Source organism: Mycobacterium lacus (assembly GCF_010731535.1).
Taxonomy (GTDB): domain Bacteria; phylum Actinomycetota; class Actinomycetes; order Mycobacteriales; family Mycobacteriaceae; genus Mycobacterium; species Mycobacterium lacus.
This window is the reverse complement of sequence record NZ_AP022581.1, coordinates 1393217-1415243: the sequence shown is the minus strand read 5'-3', so window position 1 is coordinate 1415243 and position 22027 is coordinate 1393217. Positions and strand designations below refer to the sequence as shown.

At 67.6% G+C, this 22027-nt stretch carries 21 protein-coding genes and 1 pseudogene; 7 read left to right on the top strand and 15 right to left on the bottom strand.

Annotated features, from left to right (window positions below):
* Position 1: 1 nt before the first annotated feature.
* Complete coding sequence (gene mutA, locus G6N24_RS06670) at positions 2–1870, bottom strand: methylmalonyl-CoA mutase small subunit (RefSeq protein ID WP_085163052.1); 1869 nt, start codon at positions 1868–1870, stop codon at positions 2–4.
* 187 nt (positions 1871–2057) lie between these two features.
* On the opposite strand from mutA, the gene G6N24_RS06665 reads away from it, so the two are divergent.
* Genes G6N24_RS06665 through G6N24_RS06655 form a run of 3 tightly spaced genes read left to right on the top strand, consistent with a single transcriptional unit; the run spans position 2058 to position 4317 of the window.
* A complete protein-coding gene (locus G6N24_RS06665) occupies positions 2058–2819 on the top strand; it encodes a TVP38/TMEM64 family protein (protein WP_085162997.1) in 762 nt (253 codons plus the stop codon).
* Positions 2820–2870: 51 nt separating this feature from the next.
* Positions 2871–3410: a type II toxin-antitoxin system VapC family toxin gene (locus tag G6N24_RS23975; protein WP_197743112.1), complete on the top strand. Its 540-nt coding sequence runs from the start codon at positions 2871–2873 to the stop codon at positions 3408–3410.
* 1 nt (position 3411) lies between these two features.
* Positions 3412–4317, top strand: a complete 906-nt coding sequence (locus tag G6N24_RS06655; RefSeq protein ID WP_085162998.1) for a S1 family peptidase — start codon at positions 3412–3414, stop codon at positions 4315–4317.
* 112 nt (positions 4318–4429) lie between these two features.
* Here G6N24_RS06655 and G6N24_RS06650 read toward each other — a convergent pair whose 3' ends face one another.
* Entirely contained in the window at positions 4430–4612 is a 183-nt protein-coding gene (locus G6N24_RS06650) for a hypothetical protein (RefSeq protein WP_163745363.1), read from the bottom strand.
* Complete coding sequence (locus G6N24_RS06645) at positions 4609–5268, bottom strand: response regulator transcription factor (RefSeq protein ID WP_085163000.1); 660 nt, start codon at positions 5266–5268, stop codon at positions 4609–4611. Before G6N24_RS06645 ends, G6N24_RS06650 begins: the two co-directional genes overlap by 4 nt.
* A 163-nt stretch (positions 5269–5431) precedes the next feature.
* Between G6N24_RS06645 and G6N24_RS06640 the strand changes: the two genes are divergently transcribed.
* Positions 5432–5716: a hypothetical protein gene (locus G6N24_RS06640; RefSeq protein WP_139822640.1), complete on the top strand. Its 285-nt coding sequence runs from the start codon at positions 5432–5434 to the stop codon at positions 5714–5716.
* 538 nt (positions 5717–6254) lie between these two features.
* Here the strand turns inward: G6N24_RS06640 and G6N24_RS06635 are convergent.
* The 3 genes from G6N24_RS06635 to G6N24_RS06625 are packed head-to-tail and all read right to left on the bottom strand — an operon-like array spanning position 6255 to position 8228.
* Positions 6255–6611: a DoxX family protein gene (locus tag G6N24_RS06635; RefSeq protein WP_085163002.1), complete on the bottom strand. Its 357-nt coding sequence runs from the start codon at positions 6609–6611 to the stop codon at positions 6255–6257.
* Positions 6612–6620: 9 nt separating this feature from the next.
* Entirely contained in the window at positions 6621–7766 is a 1146-nt protein-coding gene (locus tag G6N24_RS06630; protein WP_085163003.1) for an SPFH domain-containing protein, read from the bottom strand.
* 18 nt (positions 7767–7784) lie between these two features.
* Entirely contained in the window at positions 7785–8228 is a 444-nt protein-coding gene (locus tag G6N24_RS06625) for an NfeD family protein (protein ID WP_085163053.1), read from the bottom strand.
* 69 nt (positions 8229–8297) lie between these two features.
* On the opposite strand from G6N24_RS06625, the gene G6N24_RS06620 reads away from it, so the two are divergent.
* Complete coding sequence (locus tag G6N24_RS06620) at positions 8298–9194, top strand: hypothetical protein (RefSeq protein ID WP_085163004.1); 897 nt, start codon at positions 8298–8300, stop codon at positions 9192–9194.
* Here G6N24_RS06620 and G6N24_RS06615 read toward each other — a convergent pair.
* The 3 genes from G6N24_RS06615 to fabG1 are packed head-to-tail and all read right to left on the bottom strand — an operon-like array spanning position 9166 to position 11802.
* Positions 9166–10200, bottom strand: a complete 1035-nt coding sequence (locus G6N24_RS06615) for a ferrochelatase (protein WP_085163005.1) — start codon at positions 10198–10200, stop codon at positions 9166–9168. The two genes, G6N24_RS06620 and G6N24_RS06615, sit on opposite strands and share 29 nt — an antisense overlap.
* Positions 10201–10206: 6 nt before the next feature.
* Positions 10207–11016, bottom strand: coding sequence for an NADH-dependent enoyl-ACP reductase InhA (gene inhA, locus G6N24_RS06610; RefSeq protein ID WP_085163006.1), 810 nt, complete (start codon positions 11014–11016; stop codon positions 10207–10209).
* 18 nt (positions 11017–11034) lie between these two features.
* Positions 11035–11802: a 3-oxoacyl-ACP reductase FabG1 gene (gene fabG1 / locus G6N24_RS06605; protein WP_085163007.1), complete on the bottom strand. Its 768-nt coding sequence runs from the start codon at positions 11800–11802 to the stop codon at positions 11035–11037.
* 111 nt (positions 11803–11913) lie between these two features.
* Between fabG1 and G6N24_RS06600 the strand changes: the two are divergent.
* Positions 11914–12753 (top strand): annotated as a pseudogene (locus tag G6N24_RS06600) (hypothetical protein).
* 60 nt (positions 12754–12813) lie between these two features.
* On the opposite strand, the gene G6N24_RS06595 reads toward G6N24_RS06600, so the two are convergent.
* From G6N24_RS06595 to G6N24_RS06570, 6 genes are all read right to left on the bottom strand, one after another.
* Complete coding sequence (locus G6N24_RS06595) at positions 12814–13821, bottom strand: VWA domain-containing protein (protein WP_085163008.1); 1008 nt, start codon at positions 13819–13821, stop codon at positions 12814–12816.
* Entirely contained in the window at positions 13818–14771 is a 954-nt protein-coding gene (locus G6N24_RS06590; RefSeq protein ID WP_085163009.1) for a DUF58 domain-containing protein, read from the bottom strand. Before G6N24_RS06590 ends, G6N24_RS06595 begins: the two co-directional genes overlap by 4 nt.
* A complete protein-coding gene (gene moxR1 / locus G6N24_RS06585) occupies positions 14768–15889 on the bottom strand; it encodes a chaperone MoxR1 (protein WP_085163010.1) in 1122 nt (373 codons plus the stop codon). Before moxR1 ends, G6N24_RS06590 begins: the two co-directional genes overlap by 4 nt.
* A 138-nt stretch (positions 15890–16027) precedes the next feature.
* Positions 16028–16747 carry an NlpC/P60 family peptidoglycan endopeptidase RipB gene (gene ripB / locus G6N24_RS06580; protein WP_085163012.1) on the bottom strand — a complete coding sequence of 240 codons (720 nt, stop codon included), beginning with the start codon at positions 16745–16747 and terminating at the stop codon, positions 16028–16030.
* Between the two features lie 9 nt (positions 16748–16756).
* Complete coding sequence (gene ripA, locus G6N24_RS06575; RefSeq protein ID WP_085163013.1) at positions 16757–18175, bottom strand: NlpC/P60 family peptidoglycan endopeptidase RipA; 1419 nt, start codon at positions 18173–18175, stop codon at positions 16757–16759.
* Between the two features lie 249 nt (positions 18176–18424).
* Positions 18425–18976: an Rv1476 family membrane protein gene (locus G6N24_RS06570; protein ID WP_085163015.1), complete on the bottom strand. Its 552-nt coding sequence runs from the start codon at positions 18974–18976 to the stop codon at positions 18425–18427.
* Between the two features lie 203 nt (positions 18977–19179).
* Here G6N24_RS06570 and G6N24_RS06565 point away from each other — a divergent pair, with 203 nt between their 5' ends.
* Positions 19180–22011, top strand: coding sequence for an aconitate hydratase (locus G6N24_RS06565; protein ID WP_139822641.1), 2832 nt, complete (start codon positions 19180–19182; stop codon positions 22009–22011).
* The last annotated feature ends 16 nt before the right edge of the window (positions 22012–22027 follow it).

Below are 22027 nucleotides of genomic sequence, written 5' to 3'. Positions count from 1 at the left end.
GCTAGGCTCCCAACCGGGTGAGCAGATTCGAAAGGGCTTGGACCGCATTGATTTTCGCGGTGAGAAACTCGTCGGGCCGGTGCGCGGGCCCTTTTGGCTTCCCCAGCGCTTTCTCGGGCCCCACCAGGTAAACCCGTGATACCCCCGCGCTTCGGGCCGCCGCCACAATGTCGGGGCCCTCGTCGTGGTAGCGCTTGTCGGTGCCGCAAATCACCACAACAGCCGGCGACCCCGCTTGGGAAATAGCTTGTGCGACACCGGTGACGTCGACGGGTCCGGGGTTAATCGCCGCTATGCCGCCCGACGCCAGCAGGTTTGCCGCGAACGTCGCCCGGATATTGTGCTCGGCCAGCGGGCCCAACGGCAGCAACAGCGCCCGCGGGCGCGAACCGGTGCGAGCTAGATAGGCGTCCGAGCGATCGCGCAGCGCTTCGAATTGCGCCGCGTAGCGTCGCACTGGGCATCCCGAATCACTGTGCCGCAGGGGGGGTTCGGCAAGATCCGGATATTCGTTGACGCCGGTGATCGCGGTGCGCCGATGCGCGATGTCGTCGATGCGGCGCGCCGCAACCTCGGCGATCTGGCCGGCAATGTAGTCGCGGGCATCGACGAATCCGCCGTGAGCCGCCCGCGCTTCGATGGCCTGGAAATACTGCCATGACCGCTGCGCCAGCTGTTCGGTGAGGTCCTCGACAAACCACGATCCCCCAGCGGGATCCAATACCCGCCCGACGTGCGACTCCTCCAAGAGCAGCAGCTGGGTGTTGCGGGCGATCCGGCGCGCGAAGTTGGTCGCCATGCCGGGAAAGCCACCGGGGATTGCCACGTCGAAGGGGAACACCAGCACCGTGTCGGCGCCGCCGACGCCCGCGCCGAAGGCGGCCACCGTGCTGCGCAACATGTTCACCCACGGGTCGCGCTGGGTCATCATCGGCAGCGACGTCTCCGCGTGCAAGGTGGCCGCGCCGCCCTCCGGGTCGCCCGCGACGTCGGCGACCCGCGCCCACAGCTGGCGCATGGCCCGCATCTTGGCGAGCGTCATGAACTGGTCGTCATCGGCGGCGAGCCGGAAGCTGATCTGGCGCAGGGCCTGGCCGACCGGGAGCCCGGATTCGGTGAGCAGGCGAAGGTAGGTCACCGCGACGGCGATACTGGCCGCGAGCTCCCACGTCGCGTTGGCGCCGAGGTTGTGGAAGGCGGGCCCGTCGACGGTGATCGCGCGCACCCCCCGGTGGCCGGCCCCCCGCGAGGCGACCGCGACGACTTGTTCGATCGACGGGGCGGGACGGTCGCTCAGCGGCGCGGTCAGCGGGTCGGCACCCAGGTCGATCGACACCGTGGTGCGCTGGTCGGGATCCAGCTGGGCCAGCATCGCCAGCATGACGTCGCACGCGTCCGGGTAGTCGGCACCCGCATCGAGGATTACCGGCGCCAGGTTCAAGTGGACGCCCGCGAGCACCCCCTCGAGCTGGTCCGGCGCCACACCCGACTCCCCCACCCGGACCAGCAGCGCGCTGACCCCGTCGCTCAGCGCGGCCAGGACGGCCGCGTTCGTGTCATCCGACGCGCCGGGCCCGGGAAACGCCTCGGCAACCTTCCAGCCGGAATGCACGTCACGCAAACCGTCACCGCCACGCACATAGGGCCACTCGCCCGGCAGCGGCGGCTCCGGCAGCTCGTCGAACGCGGTGTAGAGCGCGCGGATGGCGAACCCCTCATACGTGGGGGTATCCAGCCGCCGCTCGGGTTGGCCGGCCAATGATTCGGCGGGACCACTCCGCGTGCTCTTGGACAGCACGCCGGCGACCGCACTGCGCCAGCGCCCCCGAACCTGTTCTAGGTCGGCGAGCTCGGGTACATCAATGGACACCGACCGCTCCTGTTTTCGCAGCAACTGCCTGTATTGCACGGATTGCTTCGGGATTGCCACTTACTAAGCAGGCTAATTGATTGCCCGGCCCGCATGGGCGCCGAGGTGCGACGACCGTCTCGGCCGATGGCGAAACGCCAGCGCGGGGAAACGAGATATTCATCTTCGCCACGTAGCCTTGGCAGACGTGACGGCCCCCGCCATCTGCAAAACCACCGACACGGTGCGCGTTATCGCTGCCGCGGTCGGCGCCGCGGCGCGCCAGCTGTCTCGGCCGCGGATCGTGGGGACAGTGGTCGGAATCACAACGTTGGTGGCCGTGGCATTGCTGGTTCCGCTGCCCACCGCAGTGGAGTTGCGTGACTGGGCGACGTCGGTCGGCCCCTGGTTCCCGCTGGCGTTCCTTTTCACGCACGCCGTCGTCACGGTGGTCCCCGTCCCCCGCACGGCATTCACGCTGGCCGCCGGGCTGTTGTTCGGCCCGGTGTTCGGCGTGCCGATCGCGGTGATCGGCAGCGCGACGAGCGCGTTGATCGCGATGCTGCTGGTGCGGGCGACCGGATGGCGCCTGAACCGCCTGGTTCGCCACCGGGCCATCCACCGGCTGGACGAGCGCCTGCGCGAGCGGGGCTGGCCGACCATCTTGTCGCTGCGGTTGATTCCCGCCGTACCCTTTGCCGCGCTCAACTATGCCGCCGGCGCCTCGGCCGTGCGGTTGCTGCCCTACACCGTGGCCACGCTGGCCGGTCTGCTACCCGGCACCGCCGCGGTCGTGATCCTTGGCGACGCCGTTGCGGGTCATGCCAGCCCGCTGCTGATCCTGGTGTCCGTGTGCACCGGCGTCGTGGGGCTGACCGGGCTGGTGGTCGAGTTCCGCCATTATCGGCGGCATCACCCCAGGCCGTCGCGCGCCGACGAGGGCGTCCGCGAGCCCGCCATCGCGCGCTAACCCCATTACGGCAAGGCTGCATAATGCCTGCATTGACGCTATTGTGCAGGCGTGGTGGCGATCACCATTCGTGAAGTCCCCGACCACGTCCGCAACGAGTTGGCCGCACGAGCCGCACGAGCCGGGCAGTCACTACAGGAGTATCTGCGCGGCCTGCTCATCGCGACCGCCCAGAAGCCGACGGCCCAGGCCGTCGTCGCACGTGCCCGCGCGCGGGTGAACGCCACGGGCGTACGCCGGGACGGTGCCGCAATCCTCGCTGCTAAAGACCCCGATCGTCGGTCACCGCCCGGATTGTCTGCGACGCATCCGCGGTGGTGGTTCATCAGACGACAGGAGCTCAGCGGGGTCATCAGTGCCAACCAGGCCGCTCAAGCGCATGTCGATCTCCTCGAATTGCCGGTCGATCTGTGGCCATACGACGCGCTCTCGACGCGCGTTTGGGAGTTGGGCGCCACCCTGTCCAGCTACGACGCCGCATACGTGGCGCTCGCGGAGATCTTGGCCGCGCCATCGGTCACGCTGGACCGACGGATCCGCCGGGCGGCTGGAATCACCTGTTCCGTGTCCGTCCCCGGAGGGGACGACTGAGATGGTAGCGGTCGACGCCCGGGAACTAACGCGCACCGTCTTGCTCCTGGTCGGGGCGGTGCTGTGTCTGACGGTGGCGGTATGGCCGTTGGTGACCAATCGAGTCACGCGGAACCGCGAACCGCCCTACCCGCCGTCGGAACGCCTGAGAACCGATGGCCGGAGGCTGTCGGTTGCCGCGCTGCTGAGCGCGGCCGCGTTTGTGGCGGCCATCTGGCTGCCCGGCGGGACCGCTCGTCGGGCGCAGCCACCCATACCTTTGCCCGCGGTAGGTGCCATCGGCCCCGGCGCCGGCATCGCCGTCACCTATGCCGACGGTTCCGGCGGAATGGGCTGTACGGCAGGGTTTTTGGTGCGAACGGACACCGGTCAGGCCGGTGTGCTCACCGCCGGTCACTGCAACAAGGGCGGCCAAGCGAGTAAAACGTCCATCAATTACGCGGGGAACAACCGCTACGTGACGGTCGGTACCTTCAGCCAATCGGTCAGCGAGGGACTGCGGGGGGAAGCCCACGACATCGGCCTGATCATGCTCGACTCCGACAAGGTCCCGCGGACCTCGGCGATCGCCGCGTCGCTCCCGGTCGCCGGTGTCATGGCTGACGTAGGAATTGGCCAGCAGCTGTGCAAGTTCGGCATGAAGACCGGTAGGGCCGAATGCGGGCGGGTCACCGACATCAGCGCGAGCAAGGTGGCGTTTCTGGCGGCCAGCCAGTGCGGCGATTCCGGCGGACCGGTCTACCTCATCCAAGACGACGGCACCGCTGCGGCGGTCGGCATCCACATCCGGGGTGGGCGGCCCGACGACCCCAACCCTGGCTGCTCGACCCCGGACACGTCTTCGGTCGCCGAGCTGGTGCAGCCCTGGCTGGACACGTGGAACCTCAGCGTCGTCACCGCCGGCTGACGCGACCTTCCCGCCCAGTCTGCGCTGAGGGCGTCCAATCGTCGGCGAACGTGTCTTTGTACGCAGGATCGGCGCCGCAGACGCAGGCTCGATGGCTAATGCGTGGGCAGGCTCAGCCGGAATTGGGCGCCGCCGTCGTGCGGCAAACACACCAACTCGCCGCCGTGCGCCCGGGCCAGCGCCCCCGCACCCCCAGCACTACCAGCAGCACCGCCGGCAACGCCACCGCCAGCAGGGTCACCCGGCGCTGCAGCGACGGCGTTGGAGTCGCGGGTCCGGTCGGGGCGGGCGTCATGACCGCCGCGGCTGCAGTCGATAGCCAATGCCGCGGACGGTGTGCAGAATGCGCGGCCCGTGGGCCTCGAGTTTGCGCCGCAACCCGCTGATGTGCACCTGCACCAGGTTGGCGTCGTCGCCGTCATAGCCCCACACCGCAGCCAGGATCTGGCCGGCGCTGACGATCCGGCCCCGCTGTTCAACGAGAAACGCGAGCAGCCGCAGCTCGGTCGCGGTCAGATCCAGCCGGTGTCCGTCGCGCGCGGCGACACCCGCATCGACGTCCAGCATCAGGTCGCCCAGCTGAACCACCTGCGGCAGCCGTCCGCGTCGGCGCAACACCGCCCCGACCCGTGACACGAGTTCGGCGAGTTCGAACGGCTTGACCACATAGTCGTCGGCGCCGCCGTCGAGGCCGCGCAGCCGGTCGGGCAGGCCATCGCGGGCGGTGATCAACACGATGCCGATGTCGCCCCATTCGCGGATGACGTCGATGAGCGCGAACCCATCCCGGCCCGGCAGCATCACATCGAGCACCACCAGGTCCGGCCGCAGGCCCTCGAGTAGGCCTTCCAATCCGTGGCCGTCGCAACGGGTGTCGGTGTGGTACCCGACGTCGGTCAACGCCTCGCCGACCATCTCCCGGATGGTCTCGGAGTCTTCGACGACCAGCACCCGCGGCGCACCGACGCTGAATTGATCGGTCCGGCCCGCGACCGGCCGGCTGCCGGCGCGGCCCGCACGTGGACAATCCGTAACAAACCACGTTAACGCGCCGCGCTGAGATCAGCCTGCCGCTACCGTCTCGATTACCGACAACCAACGAGATCGGAGCGACATGACCTCGCAGAGCACCAACCCCGCACCGCCACCAGCCGCCCCCGCTCGCCGCCATTCCACGGTCATGGTGATCGGCGCCGGGCTGGCGGGTTTGGTGCTCGGCGCGCTCGCCGTCTTCGCGCTAGCCGGCGTCACGTGGAAAGTCCGCGTCGAGCTCCCCCCGCCCCTATATCCGTCGCAGCTGACGTCGACGCCACCGGGGCCGCCCGCCGCGCCGGGCCGCACGCCGACATCGGCGACGAGTGTCCTACCCGCGCCGCCTCTGCCACCACCGCACTCCTGACGAAGCGACTCGACGAGTTTCTCCAGATCCACTTCAAGTTCGGCTCCTAGCGTCAGGTTCGACCGACGATCAACGACGTGGGGAGTGCCATGACCACCGACGACAAGGAACGAGCAGCCGATTGACCAAACACGCCGCCACTCGACCGGTGTGGTGGTCGGCGCGGGGCTGGTGGGGCTGTTGGCCGGGGCGTTCGTCACCGCGGCAGCGTCGATCTTCATCTGGACCTTCGGCTTCGGGCCTCCGGGTCCGCCACCGGGGTTTGGGTCCCCGTCGTCGCATTTCGGTTACCCCCCGCCACCTGGGCCGGGCGGCCCGGTGGGTCTGGGCATGGGGCCTACCGGTCCGGCACCACACGCGCCCCGGCCGCCGGCGCCGTTCCCGGGTGGGCCTCCTGCGCTGCATCGGGGGCCTGGCGGTCCGAGCGGGCCGGCGGCGCCACAGCCTCCGGGGCCGAGCCAACCACCGGCGGCGACGCCCGGACCCCAACCGCCCACTGGTCGCAGGTGAGCGCCACGCAGTCCGAGCTGCGCCTCGCCTAAGTGCGTTCCGGACCTTTCACCGTCATCACCGCGAACGTGGTCAGGAACATCGCCGCCGGAAGCGCATTGACAGCCTTGTCCCGCGCCCGGATGTGCGCGCCCACGGCCAGGATGAAATACAACGTCAGCATCGCGGTCGTGAGCCTGGCCAAGGCGGGGAATCGGGTAACCGACAGCAGTCCGATCGCGGAGGCGGCCTTGGCCACCGGCAGCACCGGGCGGACATTCTCTGGAACACCCAGGTCGTCCAGGGTCTTCGCGACAAGGGGCAGCGGGATCGCGCACGCCACCGCATCGCCAGCCTGGAAAGCGGCAAGCGCCGCATAGGTTTTGGGTGAAGTCAACACGCTCATCTGCAGAATCTACCGAGTCAATTCGGGCGGCGCCCCGGGCGGACCGTCCATCGGCTGGCGAGCGATCGCCTCGGCTTTGGCCACCGCCTGGGCGATCGCGGGATCGGTTTCGGTGGAGAACCAGTCGGCGACCTCGGCGTCGTCCTCACCGGCGGCGTGCTTGGGCAGGTCGTCCATCGGCGACGGCTGGAACCGGAATACCCCGTCCTCGCCTGGGGTACCGAGAAGTTTGGTGAACCCCTGCAGCGCCGCGCTGAAATCGCTGGGCACCACCCACACCTTGTTGGCGTCACCCCGCGCCATTTCGGGCAGCGTCTGCAGGTACTGGTAGGCCAGCATCTCCGGGGTGGGCCGGCCGGCCTTGATCGCGGCGAACGTCTTCTCGATCGCCTTGGCCTGCCCCTGCGCCTGCAGGTAGGCGGCGGCGCGCTCCCCCTGGGCGCGCAGCATCCGCGACTGCCGGTCGGCCTCGGCGGCCAGGATCGCGGCCTGCTTGGCGCCCTCGGCGGCCAGGATCTGTGCCTGCTTGTTGCCTTCGGCCTGTTTGATCGCGGCCTCCCGAGTACCTTCGGCGGTCAGGATCATGGCCCGCTTTTCCCGGTCGGCCTTCATCTGCTTTTCCATCGAGGCCTGAATCGACGGCGGCGGGTCGATGCTGCGCAGCTCCACCCGGGCCACCCGCAGACCCCAGCGGCCCGTCGCCTCGTCGAGGACGCCGCGCAACTGGGCGTTGATCTGGTCGCGGGAGGTCAAGGTCTGTTCCAGCGTCATCCCGCCGACGACGTTGCGCAGCGTGGTCGTGGTGAGCTGCTCGACGCCGACGATGTAGTTGCTGATCTCGTAGACGGCCGCCTGCGGGACCGTGACCTGGAAGTAGACCACGGTGTCGATGTTCAGGGTCAGGTTGTCCTCGGTGATGACGGGCTGCGGCGGGAACGACACCACCCGCTCGCGCAGGTCCACCCGCGCACGCACGCGGTCGATGAAGGGCACCAGCAACGTCAGCTGCCCGCTGACCGTGCGGCTATAGCGACCCAGCCGTTCGATGACGGCGGCCTCGGCCTGCGGGATCAACGCGACCGACTTGGCCACGACGATGATGGCGAATATCACCAGGACGACCAGGAAAACCAGGCCGGCGACTGCACCTTGCATCGGAACTTCCTCCTATCGCTAGAGGGGTGACGCGCCTCTGAAGACCACCGCGGTGGCCCCTTCGATGTGCACGACGGTTACCGAATCACCCGGTTCATAGACGTCGTCCTCGTTCAGCGGGCGCGCCGTCCACACCTGGCCGTCAAGCTTGACCTGGCCGGCATCGCGGGCGACTCGATCGAGCACCAACGCGCTCTTGCCCTCCAGCGCCTGGATCCCCGTGTGCGCCCCGACGGCCGGCGTCAGACGGCGGCGAACCGCGGGCCGAACCAACACCAGCAGTAGCACCGAGACGATCAGGAACACCACTCCGTCGGCCCAGACCGGCCAGTCCATCACCCAGCTGCTGCCGGCCGCGGCCAACGCGCCGCCGCCCAGCATCAGCAAGAACATGTCGCCGGTCAGCGCCTCCGCGCCGGCCAGCACCAGCGCGAATATCAGCCAGATCAAGGCCATGAGCAAGCCCGGAGCCATGGCCACAGGATACGCGTGATCCGCCTCAGCCGCGGCGAGCAACTACACTGCGAAATCATGTGGTGTCCGAGTGCAACGCTCTCGATGTGGGCCAACGCCTGGCTCGCAGGCAAGGCCGCGCCCGACGACGTCTTGGATGCGTTATCCCTCTGGGCCCCAAGGCAATCGGTCACCGCGTATGACGCTGTCGCCGCCGGCCATACCGGCCTGCCGTGGCCGGACGTCCACGACGCCGGAACGGTGTCGCTGCTGCAAACGCTGCGTGCCGCGGTCGGCCGGCCGACGTCGGCACCAAGCGCGCCTGGTCGATTGCGCGGGACGATCAACGTGGTATTGCCGGTGCCCGGCGACGTGCGGGGACTGTCCGCGGGAACCCAGTTCGCGCGCGACGCCCTCGCCGCCGGAGAGGGCGTGATCATCACCAACCCCGACGATCCCGACACGGCCATAGGGCTCACCCCGGAGTTCTCCTACGGCGACCTTGACGAGAAGCCGGACGGCGACCCCGCGATGCCCGAATTGTGCGCGCTGACATGGATGGTGTACTCGTTGCCCAGCGCACCCGTGCTCGACCACCACGAGTTGGGCGACGCCGAATATGCGCTGCGTTCCGCGGTGCGCTCGGCCGCCGACGCGTTGAGCGCCATCGGGCTGGGATCCGCCACCTCCGATGTCGAAAATCCACGCGGCCTTGTCGAACAACTGCTGGAATCCTCACGGCAACACCGGATTCCCGACCATGCACCATCACGCGCACTGCGTGTACTGGAGAACGCCGCGCACGTCGACGCGATCATCGCGGTCAGCGCCGGGCTTTCTCGATTGCCGATCACAACGCGATCGTCGTCGGACGCCCAAACCGCCACCGACGCACTGCGGCCGCTGACCGCCGTGGTGCGCTCGGCGCGGATGGCCGCGCTAGGCGCTATCCTGCGTTCGGCCTGGCCGGACTGACCCCCACGTCCCGCGCGACGCAATGGGGCGGACGGCATGGTGCCCCGTTGACGCTGGCCAGGCAGCCCGGCACCGGGTCTGGGCCGCCCACCCGGACCGGCTCACGGCCGCAACGGAGTTCGTCGATCAGACTTGTTGCGAGCCGGGCGAACCGCCGATCGGCATTGGGGGTCGCGGCCCGGGCGAACGCCATCCCCGCCGCCTCGGCCTGTAATCGCAACTCGTGGTCGAGATCCCAAACCACCTCGATATGGTCGGCGACAAATCCGATGGGACAAACGATTACGGCCTTGACGTCGGACAGCGTCGCGAAATGGTCTGCGACATCGGGCTCCAGCCACGGAACCTGCGGCGGCCCCGAACGCGACTGCCAGGTCAGGTCGTAGTCGGCGTAACCGGCACCCGCGGCGACCAGCCTTGCGGTGTAAGCGACTTGGCGGCTGTAGAGATTGGGACCGCAGCGCTGGTCAGCCGCCACCGGGATCGAATGCGCGGTGAACACCAGGCGCGCATCCCCGGCCGGCAAGGTGCCGGCCGCGGCGGCGATAGCGTCGATGAACATTTCAACCAAGAGCGGATGGTCGAAGTAGGGACGCAGCTTTACCAGGTCGGGCGCTTCGGGACCGGCGGCTCGGCGTGCCCGGGCAATGTCCTCGACATACTGCGTGCAGCTCGAGTAACCACTCCATGCCGAGGTGACGAACACCGCAGCGCGACGAATACCGTTGTCGCGCATAGTCGTAACGGTGTCTTCGACGTAGGGTTCCCAGTTGCGATTGCCGAAGTACACCGGAAGGTCCTGCTCCGCTTCGAGCTCGGCGATCAGCGCGCGATTGATGCCGTTGATCGGCGACACCCCACCAAAATGCAGGTAATGCTCGGCCACGGCATCCAGCCGTTCGGGCGGCACACCACGACCCCGGGTGACGTTCTCCAGGAACGGCCGCACCTGCTCGGGCCCTTCCGGCCCGCCGAAGGACAGCAGCAGGATGGCATCAAATTGCATAGTGCGCTAGAGCAATTGGGTGTGCGCCCCGCCGTCGGCGAAAATGATGTCGCCCGTGGTGGCCGGCAGCCAGTCGGACAGCAGCGCGCACACCGTCTTGGCGACCGGCGTCGGGTCCTTCATGTTCCACCCGACCGGGGCGCGCTGGTCCCAGCCCTCCTCGAGGAGCTGGATCTGGGCGCCCGCCTCCTCGCCGAGCGCACCACCGACGATCGCGGCCATCGCCAGCGTCCGGATTGGCCCGGCGGCAACGAGATTGGAGCGCACACCGTACTTGCCGGCCTCGCGGGCGACGAACCGGTTCACCGACTCCAGCGCGCTCTTGGCGACCGTCATCCAGTTGTAGGCCGGCATCGCCCGGCTCGGGTCGAAGTCCATGCCGACGATGGAACCGCCGGGGTTCATGATCGGCAGCAGCGCCTTGGCCAGCGAGGCATACGAGTATGCGGAGATGTGGATGCCCTTGGAGACGTCCTCGTAGGGCGCGTCGAAGAACGGGTTGATACCCATCCCGCTCTGCGGCATGAAGCCGATCGAGTGGACGACGCCATCGAGCCTGTTGCCCTCGCCGATCGCCTCGGTCACCCGCTGGGCCAGCGTCGCGAGGTGCTCCTCGTTTTGCACGTCGAGCTCGAGCAGCGGGGCCTTCTGGGGCAGCCGGTCGGTGATGCGCTGGATCAGCCGCAGCCGGTCGAATCCGGTCAGCACCAGTTCGGCGCCCTGCTCCTGGGCCACCCGCGCGATGTGAAACGCGATCGACGAGTCCGTGATGATCCCGCTGACCAGGATCCGTTTGCCTTCGAGCAGTCCTGTCATGTCCGTCCTTGTGTGTTGTCAGTGACCCATGCCGGCGCCGCCGTCGACCGGAATCACCGCGCCCGAGATGTATGCGGCGTCCTCCGACGCGAGGAAGCTGACGACTCCAGCGACCTCCTCGGGTTTGCCGATGCGGCCCAACGGAATCGCCTGCTGCGCCATTTCCACGTACTTGGGCTCCATTGCCTGGGTCATCTCGGTGTCGATGAAGCCGGGGGCCACCACGTTGGCGGTGATCGAGCGCGACCCCAGTTCGCGAGTCAGCGAGCGGGCCATCCCGACGAGTCCAGCCTTGGACGCGGCATAGTTCGCCTGTCCCGGCAGTCCGGTCAACCCGACGACGGAACCCATGAAGATGAAGCGCCCGAAGCGCTTCTTGATCATGTTGCGCGACGCCCGCTTGGCGACCCGGAATACCCCGGTCAGGTTGGCGTCGATGACCCTTTGGAACTGTTCCTCGCTCATCCGCATGATCAACATGTCGGAAGTGATGCCGGCGTTGGCGACCAGGACCTCCACCGGGCCCTGGTGCTCCTCGACCTTGTTGAAGGCGGCGTCGACGGCGTCGTTGTTCGTGACGTCGCACTCGACGCCGAACAGCCCCGCGGGGGCTCCGGACGAGCGGTGGGTCACCGCCACCCGGTGCCCGTCGGCGGCCAAGCGCCGCGCAACGGCCAGGCCGATCCCCCGGTTTCCCCCGGTGACCAGCACTGAACGGGAGACGAACGGGGGTCGAGCCGCGTCGGGTGCGGAATCTGTGGTGGCATCGGTGGCTGTGTCAGTCACCCCGTCAACCTAGCGCCTGGGCACGGTGGCGCCTAAACCGGCTGCCCGCGAGCGTGACGTGCTGCGATTCTTGTGCGCGCTCTTGTCGGTGTGTGTCGGCACACTTCGCCCATGAACGACCCATTCATTGGGAACGAAGCTTTGGCTGCGGGCTCATTGACCCCCTACGAACTGCGCACGCGATATGTGGCGCCGCACAAAGACGTGCACGTGCCAAGGAATGCCGAACTGACGGCGGACTTGCGCGCGCGTGCCTGTTGTTGCGCTCGCGGCGCGGCGGCACCCTCGCGGGCTTTTCCGCCTCCGCCCTACACGGCTCGAAGTGGATCGACTCGGCCCAACCCGGCGCGGTCATCCACACCAATCGCCGGCGAGAAGCCGGAGTGCAGGTCTGGGAAGAGCGCATCGAGGCTGACGAGGTCGCCGTCATCAGCGGCATGCAGGTCACCACACCCGCCCGCACGCCCTCGACCTGGCCAGGCGATACCCGTTGGGCGCGGCGGTCGCCGCGGTGGAAGCCCTCGCGCAGGCGACCGAGTTGAAGATGGCCGACGTCGAGCTATTGGTCGACGGCTACCGGGGCCGCCGCGGCATGAAGGCCGCCAGAGCCGCCCTGGAATTGGTCGATCGTAGAGCCCAGTCGCCAAAGGAGACATGGCTGCGCCTGCTATTGATCCGCGCGGGGTTTCCCCGGCCCCGGACGCAGATCCCGGTCCGCAACGAATGGGGTTGGGCCGAAGCGCATTTGGACATGGGGCGGGAGGACATCAAGGTCGCAGTCGAGTATGAGGGTGAGCATCACCAGTCGAGTCGCTACCACTACGCAAGGGACATCCGCCGGCATGAAAAGGTGGCACACCGTTACGGGTGGATCGTGGTCCGGGTCATCAACGAGGACCACCCCCAAGCGTTATTCGCCGGGTACGCGAGGCACGCGCTTCGCGAGCGTAACCGCACTGCGAAAATCCCTACCCAAAATCGCAGCCAGGTTACGCTCGCGGGCCAAAGAACCTACGCAGGCAGCCGGCGATTGATCAGCAGTGCGGCCAGCCCGGCCAGCGCCAGGATCAGCGCACCCAGCCGCAGCCAGCCCACGCTGGCGTCACCCTTGATCGTCTCGTAGCCGATCTGCTGCTGTAACGACGCGTAGACGGCCTTCAACTCCGGCAGGGTCGCGGCGTTGTAGGCGTTGCCGCCGGAGAGCTCGGCGACCTTCTTCATCGTGGTGTCGTCGACGGGCACCGGCTGACGCTGACCGTTGATCTCGACGAACCCGTAGGGCGTGCCGAACGAGATCGTCGAGATCGGCACGCCCTGGTCCTTGGCGGTGCGGGCGGCCGTGAAGGCACCCTTGGGGTTGTCCGGGTTGGTCGGCATCGTCTCCTTGCCGTCGGAGAACAACACGATGCGCGCCGGCGGCGGTGTGTCGCCGCCGCCGATCACCGCGCCGACGGTGGCGATGGCCTGCAGAGCGGTGAAGATGCCCTCCCCGGTGGCGGTGCGGTCGGCGAACTGCAACTTGTCAAGCGCGGCCTTCGTCGCCTCGCGGTTGGTCGTCGGCGATACCAGCACGGTCGCCGTGCCCGCATACGCGATGAGCCCGAGGTTGATTCCCGGGGTCAGCTCGTCGGCAAACGTCTTCGCGGCCTCCTGCGCGGCGACCATCCGGTTGGGTTCGACATCGGTGGCACGCATTGATTGCGACACGTCGATCACCAGCATCACCACCGCGCGGTTGCGGGGAATCCGGACGTCGTTTGTCGGACCCGCCATCGCAATGGTGAACAGAACCATCGCCAACACCAGCAGGATCGCCGGCAGATGCCGCCACTGCGAAGGCCGTTTGGGCGCCACGCTGTCCAACAGCTCCATGTTGGCGAACCGCAGCATCCGCCGCTGGCGCGCCAGCTGCAGCAGGACGTACAGCGCGGCCAGCCCGATGACGACAAAGAGGAAGAGGAAAAACCAGGAGTGTTCGAAGCCGGACAGCGTCATCGGCCCCAGCAGCGGCAGTGTCACTGGCTTCCCGCCATTGCCCCGCGCCGGCGAGAGGCGACGAAACGGACGATGTCGGCGAGCCAGTCGCGGTCGGTGCGAAGCGTCAGTACCGGCGCCCCGCACCCGCGGATGGTCCGAGCGACATCGGCGCGGTGGGCCGCGGCGGCCCTGGCGAAATCGGTCTGCAGCTGTGCGTCGATGGTGAACTCCCGGGTCACGCCGGATTCGGCGTCCTGCAGGATGACATCGCCGATATCGGGCAGTTCGATATCGCGGGGATCGAGCACCTCGATCGCCAGCACCTCGTGGCGGGCCGCGATCGCCCGCAGCGGACGCATCCAGTTGATTGGACCCAGGAAATCGCTGATGATCACCGCCATCCCGCGGCGGCGTTCCGGCCGGCGCAGCGCGTCGATGGCCACCGCCAGGTCGCCGCGGACGCCCGCCGGGGCCTTGGGCATGGTCGCGATGGTGCGCAACATCGTGTGTTGATGCTGGCGCCCGGTGCGGGCCGGCACGCGGGTCATCGTCGCGCCGTTGGCGATCAGCGCACCCAGCCGGTTGCCACCGCCGCTGTTGAGGAACGTGATGGCCGCCGCGGCGGCCACCGCGAGGTCTCGCTTCTCACAGACGGCCGTGCCGAAATCCAGGCTGGCCGACATGTCGACCACCAGCCAGGTCTCCAGTTCCCGGTCGGCGATCATCTGCCGGACGTGCGGGTGGGTGGTGCGCGCGGTGACCGCCCAGTCCATCCGGCGCACGTCGTCACCGGGCTGGTAGAGGCGCGACTCCCCGGGCTCGGTGCCCGGGCCCGGGATCAGGCCGAGGTAATCGCCGTGCAAGACACCGTCGAGCTTCTGCTTGATGGTCAGCTCGAGGGTGCGCAGCGCCGCCGCCAGCTTCGGATCGTCGATGTCGCCCCGCAGCAACGATGGCGGGTGGACGACCGCCGGGGCTTTGCTTTCGGTCACCGGCCGCTGGCCGCGGCCGCCGCCTGCATCACCGGCGGCACCGAATGGCCTTGCTGCGGAACGGCATTCACCTGCGGCAAGGCGACCGTCTGCAGAACCCGGTTGATGATGATCTCCGGCGTGATCTCGTCTGCCAGCGCATCGTAGGTGAGCACCAACCGGTGTCGCAGCACATCGGGAATGACTTCGATGACGTCCTGCGGGATCACGTAGTCGCGCCCGCGCACCAGCGCCAGCGAACGTGCGGCGGCGATGATGCCCAGCGAGGCGCGGGGCGACGCGCCGAAGGCGACCCAGCTCTTGACGTCGTTCATCCCCAGCTGCTCGGGCGCGCGAGTGGCGAACACGACCCGGACCACATAGTCGACCAGCGCATGGTGGACGAAGTTGTTGGCCGCGATCTCCTGGAGCCGCACCAGGTCGCCGGTGTTGAGGATCTGCTTGGCCTGCGGTGGGGCGACACCCATCCGGTAGATGATCTCGCGCTCCTCCTCCGCTGACGGGTAGCCGACGTTGATCTTGAACAGGAACCGGTCGCGCTGCGCCTCGGGCAGCGGATAGACGCCCTCGTGCTCGATCGGGTTCTGCGTCGCCATCACCAGGAACGGATTGGGCAGCGGGAAGGTCTTGCCGCCGATGGAGACGTGGCGTTCCTGCATGACTTCCAGCAGGGCCGATTGCACCTTCGCCGGCGCCCGGTTGATCTCGTCGGCAAGCAGGAAGTTGACCACCACCGGACCGAGCTCGGTGTCGAATTCCTCCCTGCCCTGCCGGTAGATACGGGTACCGATGATGTCGGTGGGCACCAGGTCGGGGGTGAACTGGATGCGCGCGAACGTGCCGCCGACCACGCGCGCGAAGGTCTCCACCGCCAGCGTCTTCGCCACGCCGGGCACGCCCTCGAGCAGCACGTGGCCCTTGGACAGCAGACCCACCAGCATCCGCTCCACCAGCTGGTCCTGGCCGACGATGATCCTCTTGACCTCGAAGATGGCCCGCTCCAGCGTGTGCACCTCGGCGGCTAGCCCGTCGGCGCCACCCGACGGCGCCTCATGGGCCGGCCCGCCCGGGCCCGAGTAACCGCTGGCGCCCGCGGGGAACCCACCTGCTGATGTCATCAATAACCCTCCACAGCTCATTCGGACACGACTACCGGCACGACACATGTCGCGGGGCAGCGACGTGCCCGCGTTCAACTATTCCAGGCCTGCCGGATTCCGTCGACGCCGCGGGTCCCCCAGCAAATCGCGCCTCGGTCAGTAGTCGATGATCCGGGTCACAAAAGGCGTCATGCCGGCCTTGCGCACCGGGCTGATGGTGACCTTGCCGGCGCTTCCGGATGCCTCCAGCATCTGACCGTTGCCCAGGTAGAGGGTGACGTGCTGGCCGCCACCCGGGCCGTAAAAGATCAGGTCGCCACGTCTGGCCTGCGAGGGAGGAATGTGCTTGCCAGCGTTGTACTGGTCGCCGGAAAACCGCGGGATCAGCACGCCAACCCCCGCGAAGGCGTACCGCATCAGGCCCGAGCAGTCGAAGCCGACCGTGCCCGCGCCGGAGTCGACGCCCCTGCTGGGGCCCTCCAGCGTGCCGCCGCCCCACGAGTACGGCACCCCCAGCTGCGAGCCGGCGCGGCGGATCACGTACTCGATAGCCTGCCGGCCGTTGGCCCGCGGGATCCGGCTTCCGCTGGTGTTGTTGGCGGCGGGGGCGTTACCGCCGCCGAGGTTGATCCCCAGCCCGCCAAGAAATTGCCTGCCCAAATCGAGGGTGGTTTGGGTGGCCTGGGCGGTGGCCTGCAGCGAGGCATTGGCGACGGCGAGCGGATCTCCGGGAGCGCCCGCACTGACCGCCGCCGGCAGCGTGGGATCCCACTCGCCCGGGTCGGCCGTGGCGGGAGCCGCGACGGATGTCATCAGCCCGGTCACCGTCGCGACGATCCAGCCCAGGGTGGTCAGGCGAAAAAGCTTGTGGCGCATGGATCCTCGTCAGTATTCGATATACCGGACCACGAAGGGCGTCATACCGCTGGTGCGCACGGGCGCAACGCGAACCTTCAACCCGATGTCGGGGGCCTCGAGCATCTGGCCGTCGCCGAGGTAGATCGTCACGTGCTGGCTGCCGCCGGGCCCGTAGAAAATGACGTCGCCGCGGCGCATCTGCGAGGCCGGGATCTTGCGGCCCAAGTTATATTGCGAGCCCGAGTAGTGCGGCAGCTTGATGCCCACCCCGGCGAACGAGTACAAGACCAGTCCCGAACAGTCGAAGCCGACGATATTGGCCCCGGAATCGATTCCTTTGCTCGGACCCGCGGCATTGCCGCCACCCCAGGAATACGGCACGCCGATCTGGGACATCCCGCGCCGGATGACGTATTCGGAGGCCTGCCGCCCATATACCCGCGGAATCCTGCCCTGGGTCGTACCCGTGGGGGCGTTGGTGATGCCCGTGTCGGTGGGCCGCAAGATGCCCAATTGCTGCAGGAAGTTCCGCCCCATTTGGGCGGTGACCTGCGCCGACGTCGCCGAGTAGCCCAACACCTGGTTGACCACCGCGATCGGGTCGCCGGGAATGTTGGCGCTGGGAATCATGGGCAGCGTGGGGTCCCAGCCGTCCCACCGACGGCCACCGCCCGGCCCGGCTCCGGGATCCCACATGCCATCCGGAGGCGGCGCACCCTGCCCGCCGGCCGAGGACCAGGCCACGAGCCTAGCCGCCTGCAGTCTGGCTTGCGCCGCATCGCGCTCGGCGGCCAGCCGGTTGACCTCCGCACGCTGCTCGTCGAACTTGCGCTTGGTCTCGTTCATCGCCGCCACCGCGGCATCCTGGCTGGCCGCGGCATCGGCGGCGGCCTTGTCGGCCTTCTGCTTGGCCAGCCGTGCCGCCGACTCCTTGTTCACCTGCTCGGTCCGGGCCCGCTGCAGGTTGGCCATCACCGCCTGTGAACTGGCGGTCAGGGTCTTGGCGGCGGTCGCGGTGGCGATGATCTCGTCGGGGCTGGTCGCGCTCAGATAGCTGCCCGACGGACCGTTCATGTAGGTGGCCGCCGCGAAGCTGTCGAACCGGTGTTGAGCTGCGGCGATGGCCGCATTGGCGTCCCCGACCGCCCGCTGACTGACCTCGAGGTCGTGTTCGGCAGCGGCCGCGTTGTCCCGGGCGGTCTCCACGTCGACCAAGGCCTTGTTCACGGCTTCCTGCTCGATCTCGACTTCGGCGCTGAGGTCTTCTAGCCGCTGGTTCGCCTTGGCGACGTCGGCGATCAGCGCCGCCATCGTGTCGGCACCCTGATCAGCTGCGGCCAGTCCCGGCGTGCACACCAGCAGGGCCACGCTCACCACCGCCGGAATCGCCGGCCGCGCCAACCTCGCGGCCGGAGATGTCGCAGAGCCACGGCTGTTCCGTTTCATTCGGCTCAGATCTCCTATGGCTCACCTCGGACAAAGGCGCCAGCCCCAGGATTCACCGGCAAAGCGCCAAAGACATCACAAGCATCATTTGCACCGTACGTCACATCTGACGCTATGGAAACGTAAGTCACAAACTGCACTCTGGACGTGCGTTTAATGTGACCAAACGGTGACCTGTGGTGTTTGCCGCACAGAGAAACGGGCCCACTGTACGCGCGCCACCCGAGCCGGATGCACCAGGCTAAAGGCCTAGCTGGGTTCTCCCGCTCGCGATTCGGCGGGCTCGGCAGACGTTGCTGATCGCTTACTGCGCAGCTGCATCAACCGGGTGCCGACGGCTGCCGCGAGCACCCCGATCAGCAAGACAATGGTCAAGGCCGTCCAGGGAAACTCGGGACTGTTCAGCTCACCCAAGAAATTCTGCGCCGAGTGCACCGGGTTGCCGGTTTTGGAGATGTCTTCCCCGGCTTCCAGGGTGACGCGCGGGAATTGCGTGCTGTAGGAGCCGACGTAGTTCGGGCTGAGCGTCAATACCGTGGCGTCCGGATAGTCGGCGCCGACGACGGTCGCGATATCGCGCAAGGGCGTGTCGTTCGGCGGGTTGTGGTCGAGCACCACGATCTTGAGGTCGATGCCCTCGGCGCGAGCGTGGTCGACCACCTCGAGCAGCCCCGGCATCGCCGCCGGTGGCGCACTGACGCCGACCGCGGCGACCTCGGCCTTGATTGCGGTCATGTCGACGTCTTGCGGGATGTAGACCGGCAGGACCGGCATTGTCTGGGATACGCCTTGCCCGGTCATCGTGTCCTTCCTCCCGGAGTGCTACAGGCACCGTACGCGACCCGGCGGGAGGGCCTTCCACCACGCGCCGCAGGCGACAAGACTGCTAGGTGCGACTGCCGGGCCGCCTCAATACAGGACAAGCGTACTGTTAAGGTGGCTTCGGCCTTTCAAGCGCCGTCGACACGGCCCGTCGACGGGAGAACTTAATCCTGGGAGTTGATGTGAGCAGCAAAGATTCGGTGAATTCGTTCGGAGCCCGCGACACCCTCGAGGTTGGCGACAAGAACTACCAAATCTATCGCCTCGACGCCGTCCCCGGTACCGGGAAACTCCCCTACAGCCTCAAGGTCCTCGCCGAGAACCTGCTGCGCAACGAGGACGGCGCCAACATCACCAAAGCCCACATCGAGGCGATCGCGAACTGGGATCGGCAGGCGGAGCCGAGCATTGAGATCCAGTACACGCCCGCCCGCGTGGTGATGCAGGACTTCACCGGCGTGCCGTGCATCGTCGACCTGGCCACCATGCGTGAGGCCATCGCCGACCTAGGCGGCAAGCCCGAGAAGGTCAACCCGCTGGCGCCGGCCGACCTGGTGATCGACCACTCGGTGATCGCCGACCTGTTCGGCCGCCCCGACGCGTTCGAGCGCAACGTCGAGATCGAGTACCAGCGCAACGGTGAGCGCTACCAGTTCCTGCGTTGGGGGCAGGGCGCGTTCGCCGATTTCAAGGTCGTGCCGCCGGGCACCGGCATCGTGCACCAGGTCAACATCGAGTACCTGGCGAGCGTGGTGATGGCCCGCGACGGGGTGGCCTACCCGGACACCTGCGTGGGGACCGACTCGCACACCACAATGGTCAACGGCCTCGGTGTCCTGGGCTGGGGTGTCGGTGGCATCGAAGCCGAGGCCGCGATGCTCGGCCAGCCGGTGTCGATGCTGATCCCCCGCGTCGTCGGCTTCAAGTTGACCGGCGAGATTCAGCCGGGCGTCACGGCCACCGACGTCGTGCTCACCGTCACCGAGATGCTGCGCAAGCACGGTGTCGTCGGCAAATTCGTCGAGTTCTACGGCGAGGGCGTGGCCGAGGTGCCGCTGGCCAACCGCGCCACCCTGGGCAACATGAGCCCCGAATTCGGTTCCACCGCAGCGATTTTCCCCATCGACGAAGAGACCATCAAGTACCTGAAATTCACCGGTCGCACGCCTGCGCAGGTGGCGCTGGTGGAGGCCTATGCCAAAGCACAGGGCATGTGGCACGACCCTAAGCACGAGCCGGCGTTCTCGGAGTACCTCGAGCTCAACCTGTCCGACGTGGTGCCGTCGATCGCCGGGCCCAAGCGTCCGCAGGACCGAATCGCGTTGGCGCAAGCCAAGTCCACGTTCCGCGAGCAGATTTCCAACTATGTCGGGGACGGTTCCGCGCCGATCAGGCATACGAAGCTGGACGAGGTGGTCGAGGAGACCTTCCCGGCGAGTGACCCGGGGGAGCTGACATTCGCCAACGACGACAACGGCGGCGTGCAATCGGCCGCCGCGAACGCACATGGCCGCGTGAGCAACCCGGTGCCGGTGAAGTCGGACGAACTCGGCGAATTCGTGCTCGACCACGGCGCGGTCGTGATCGCCGCGGTCACGTCGTGCACCAACACCTCCAACCCCGAGGTGATGCTGGGCGCGGCGCTGCTGGCCCGCAACGCCGTCGAAAAGGGGCTCGCGTCCAAGCCATGGGTGAAGACCACGATGGCGCCGGGCTCCCAAGTGGTCAACGACTACTACGACAAGTCCGGCCTGTGGCCCTATCTGGAGAAGCTCGGCTTCTACCTGGTCGGCTACGGCTGCACCACCTGCATCGGCAACTCCGGCCCGCTGCCCGAGGAAATCTCGAAGGCGGTCAACGACAACGACCTTTCGGTGGCCGCCGTGCTGTCGGGCAACCGGAACTTCGAAGGCCGCATCAACCCCGACGTGAAGATGAACTACTTGGCGTCGCCGCCGCTGGTGATCGCCTACGCGCTGGCCGGGACGATGGACTTCGATTTCGAGACGGAGCCGCTGGGCAAAGACAACGATGGCAAGGACGTCTTTTTGAAAGACATCTGGCCCTCGCAGCGGGACGTGTCCGACACCATCGCGACGGCGATCAACCAGGAGATGTTCACCAAGAACTACGCCGACGTGTTCAAGGGCGACGACCGCTGGCGCAACCTGCCGACCCCGAGCGGCAACACCTTTGAGTGGGATCCGGACTCGACCTACGTGCGCAAGCCCCCGTACTTCGAGGGGATGCCCGCCGAGCCGGAGCCGGTCGGCGACATCACCGGAGCCCGCGTGCTGGCGCTGCTCGGCGACTCGGTGACCACCGACCACATCTCCCCCGCCGGCGCCATCAAGCCGGGCACCCCGGCGGCGCAATACCTCGACGAACACGGCGTCGAGCGCAAGGATTACAACTCCTTCGGGTCGCGGCGCGGCAACCACGAGGTGATGATCCGTGGCACGTTCGCCAACATCCGGCTTCGTAACCAACTGCTCGACGACGTTGCCGGCGGCTACACCCGCGACTTCACCCAGGACGGCGGGCCGCAGGCGTTCATCTACGACGCGGCGCAAAACTATGCGGCACAAAACATTCCGCTGATTGTGCTCGGCGGCAAGGAATACGGGTCCGGCTCGTCGCGGGACTGGGCGGCCAAGGGCACCCGGCTCCTCGGGGTTCGGGCGGTGATCGCCGAGTCGTTCGAGCGCATCCACCGCTCCAACCTGATCGGCATGGGCGTGATCCCACTGCAATTCCCCGAGGGCAAATCCGCCAGGGAGTTGAGGCTCGACGGCACCGAGGTGTTCGACATCACCGGCATCGACGCGCTCAACGACGGCAAGACCCCCACGACGGTGCATGTGCGGGCCGGCAAGGCCTCCGGTGCCGACCCGATCGAGTTCGACGCGCTGGTGCGCATCGACACCCCCGGTGAGGCGGACTATTACCGCAACGGCGGCATCCTGCAGTACGTGCTGCGCAACATGCTCAAGTCGGGCCTCAAGTCGGGCTAGGACCGGACGTCACGCA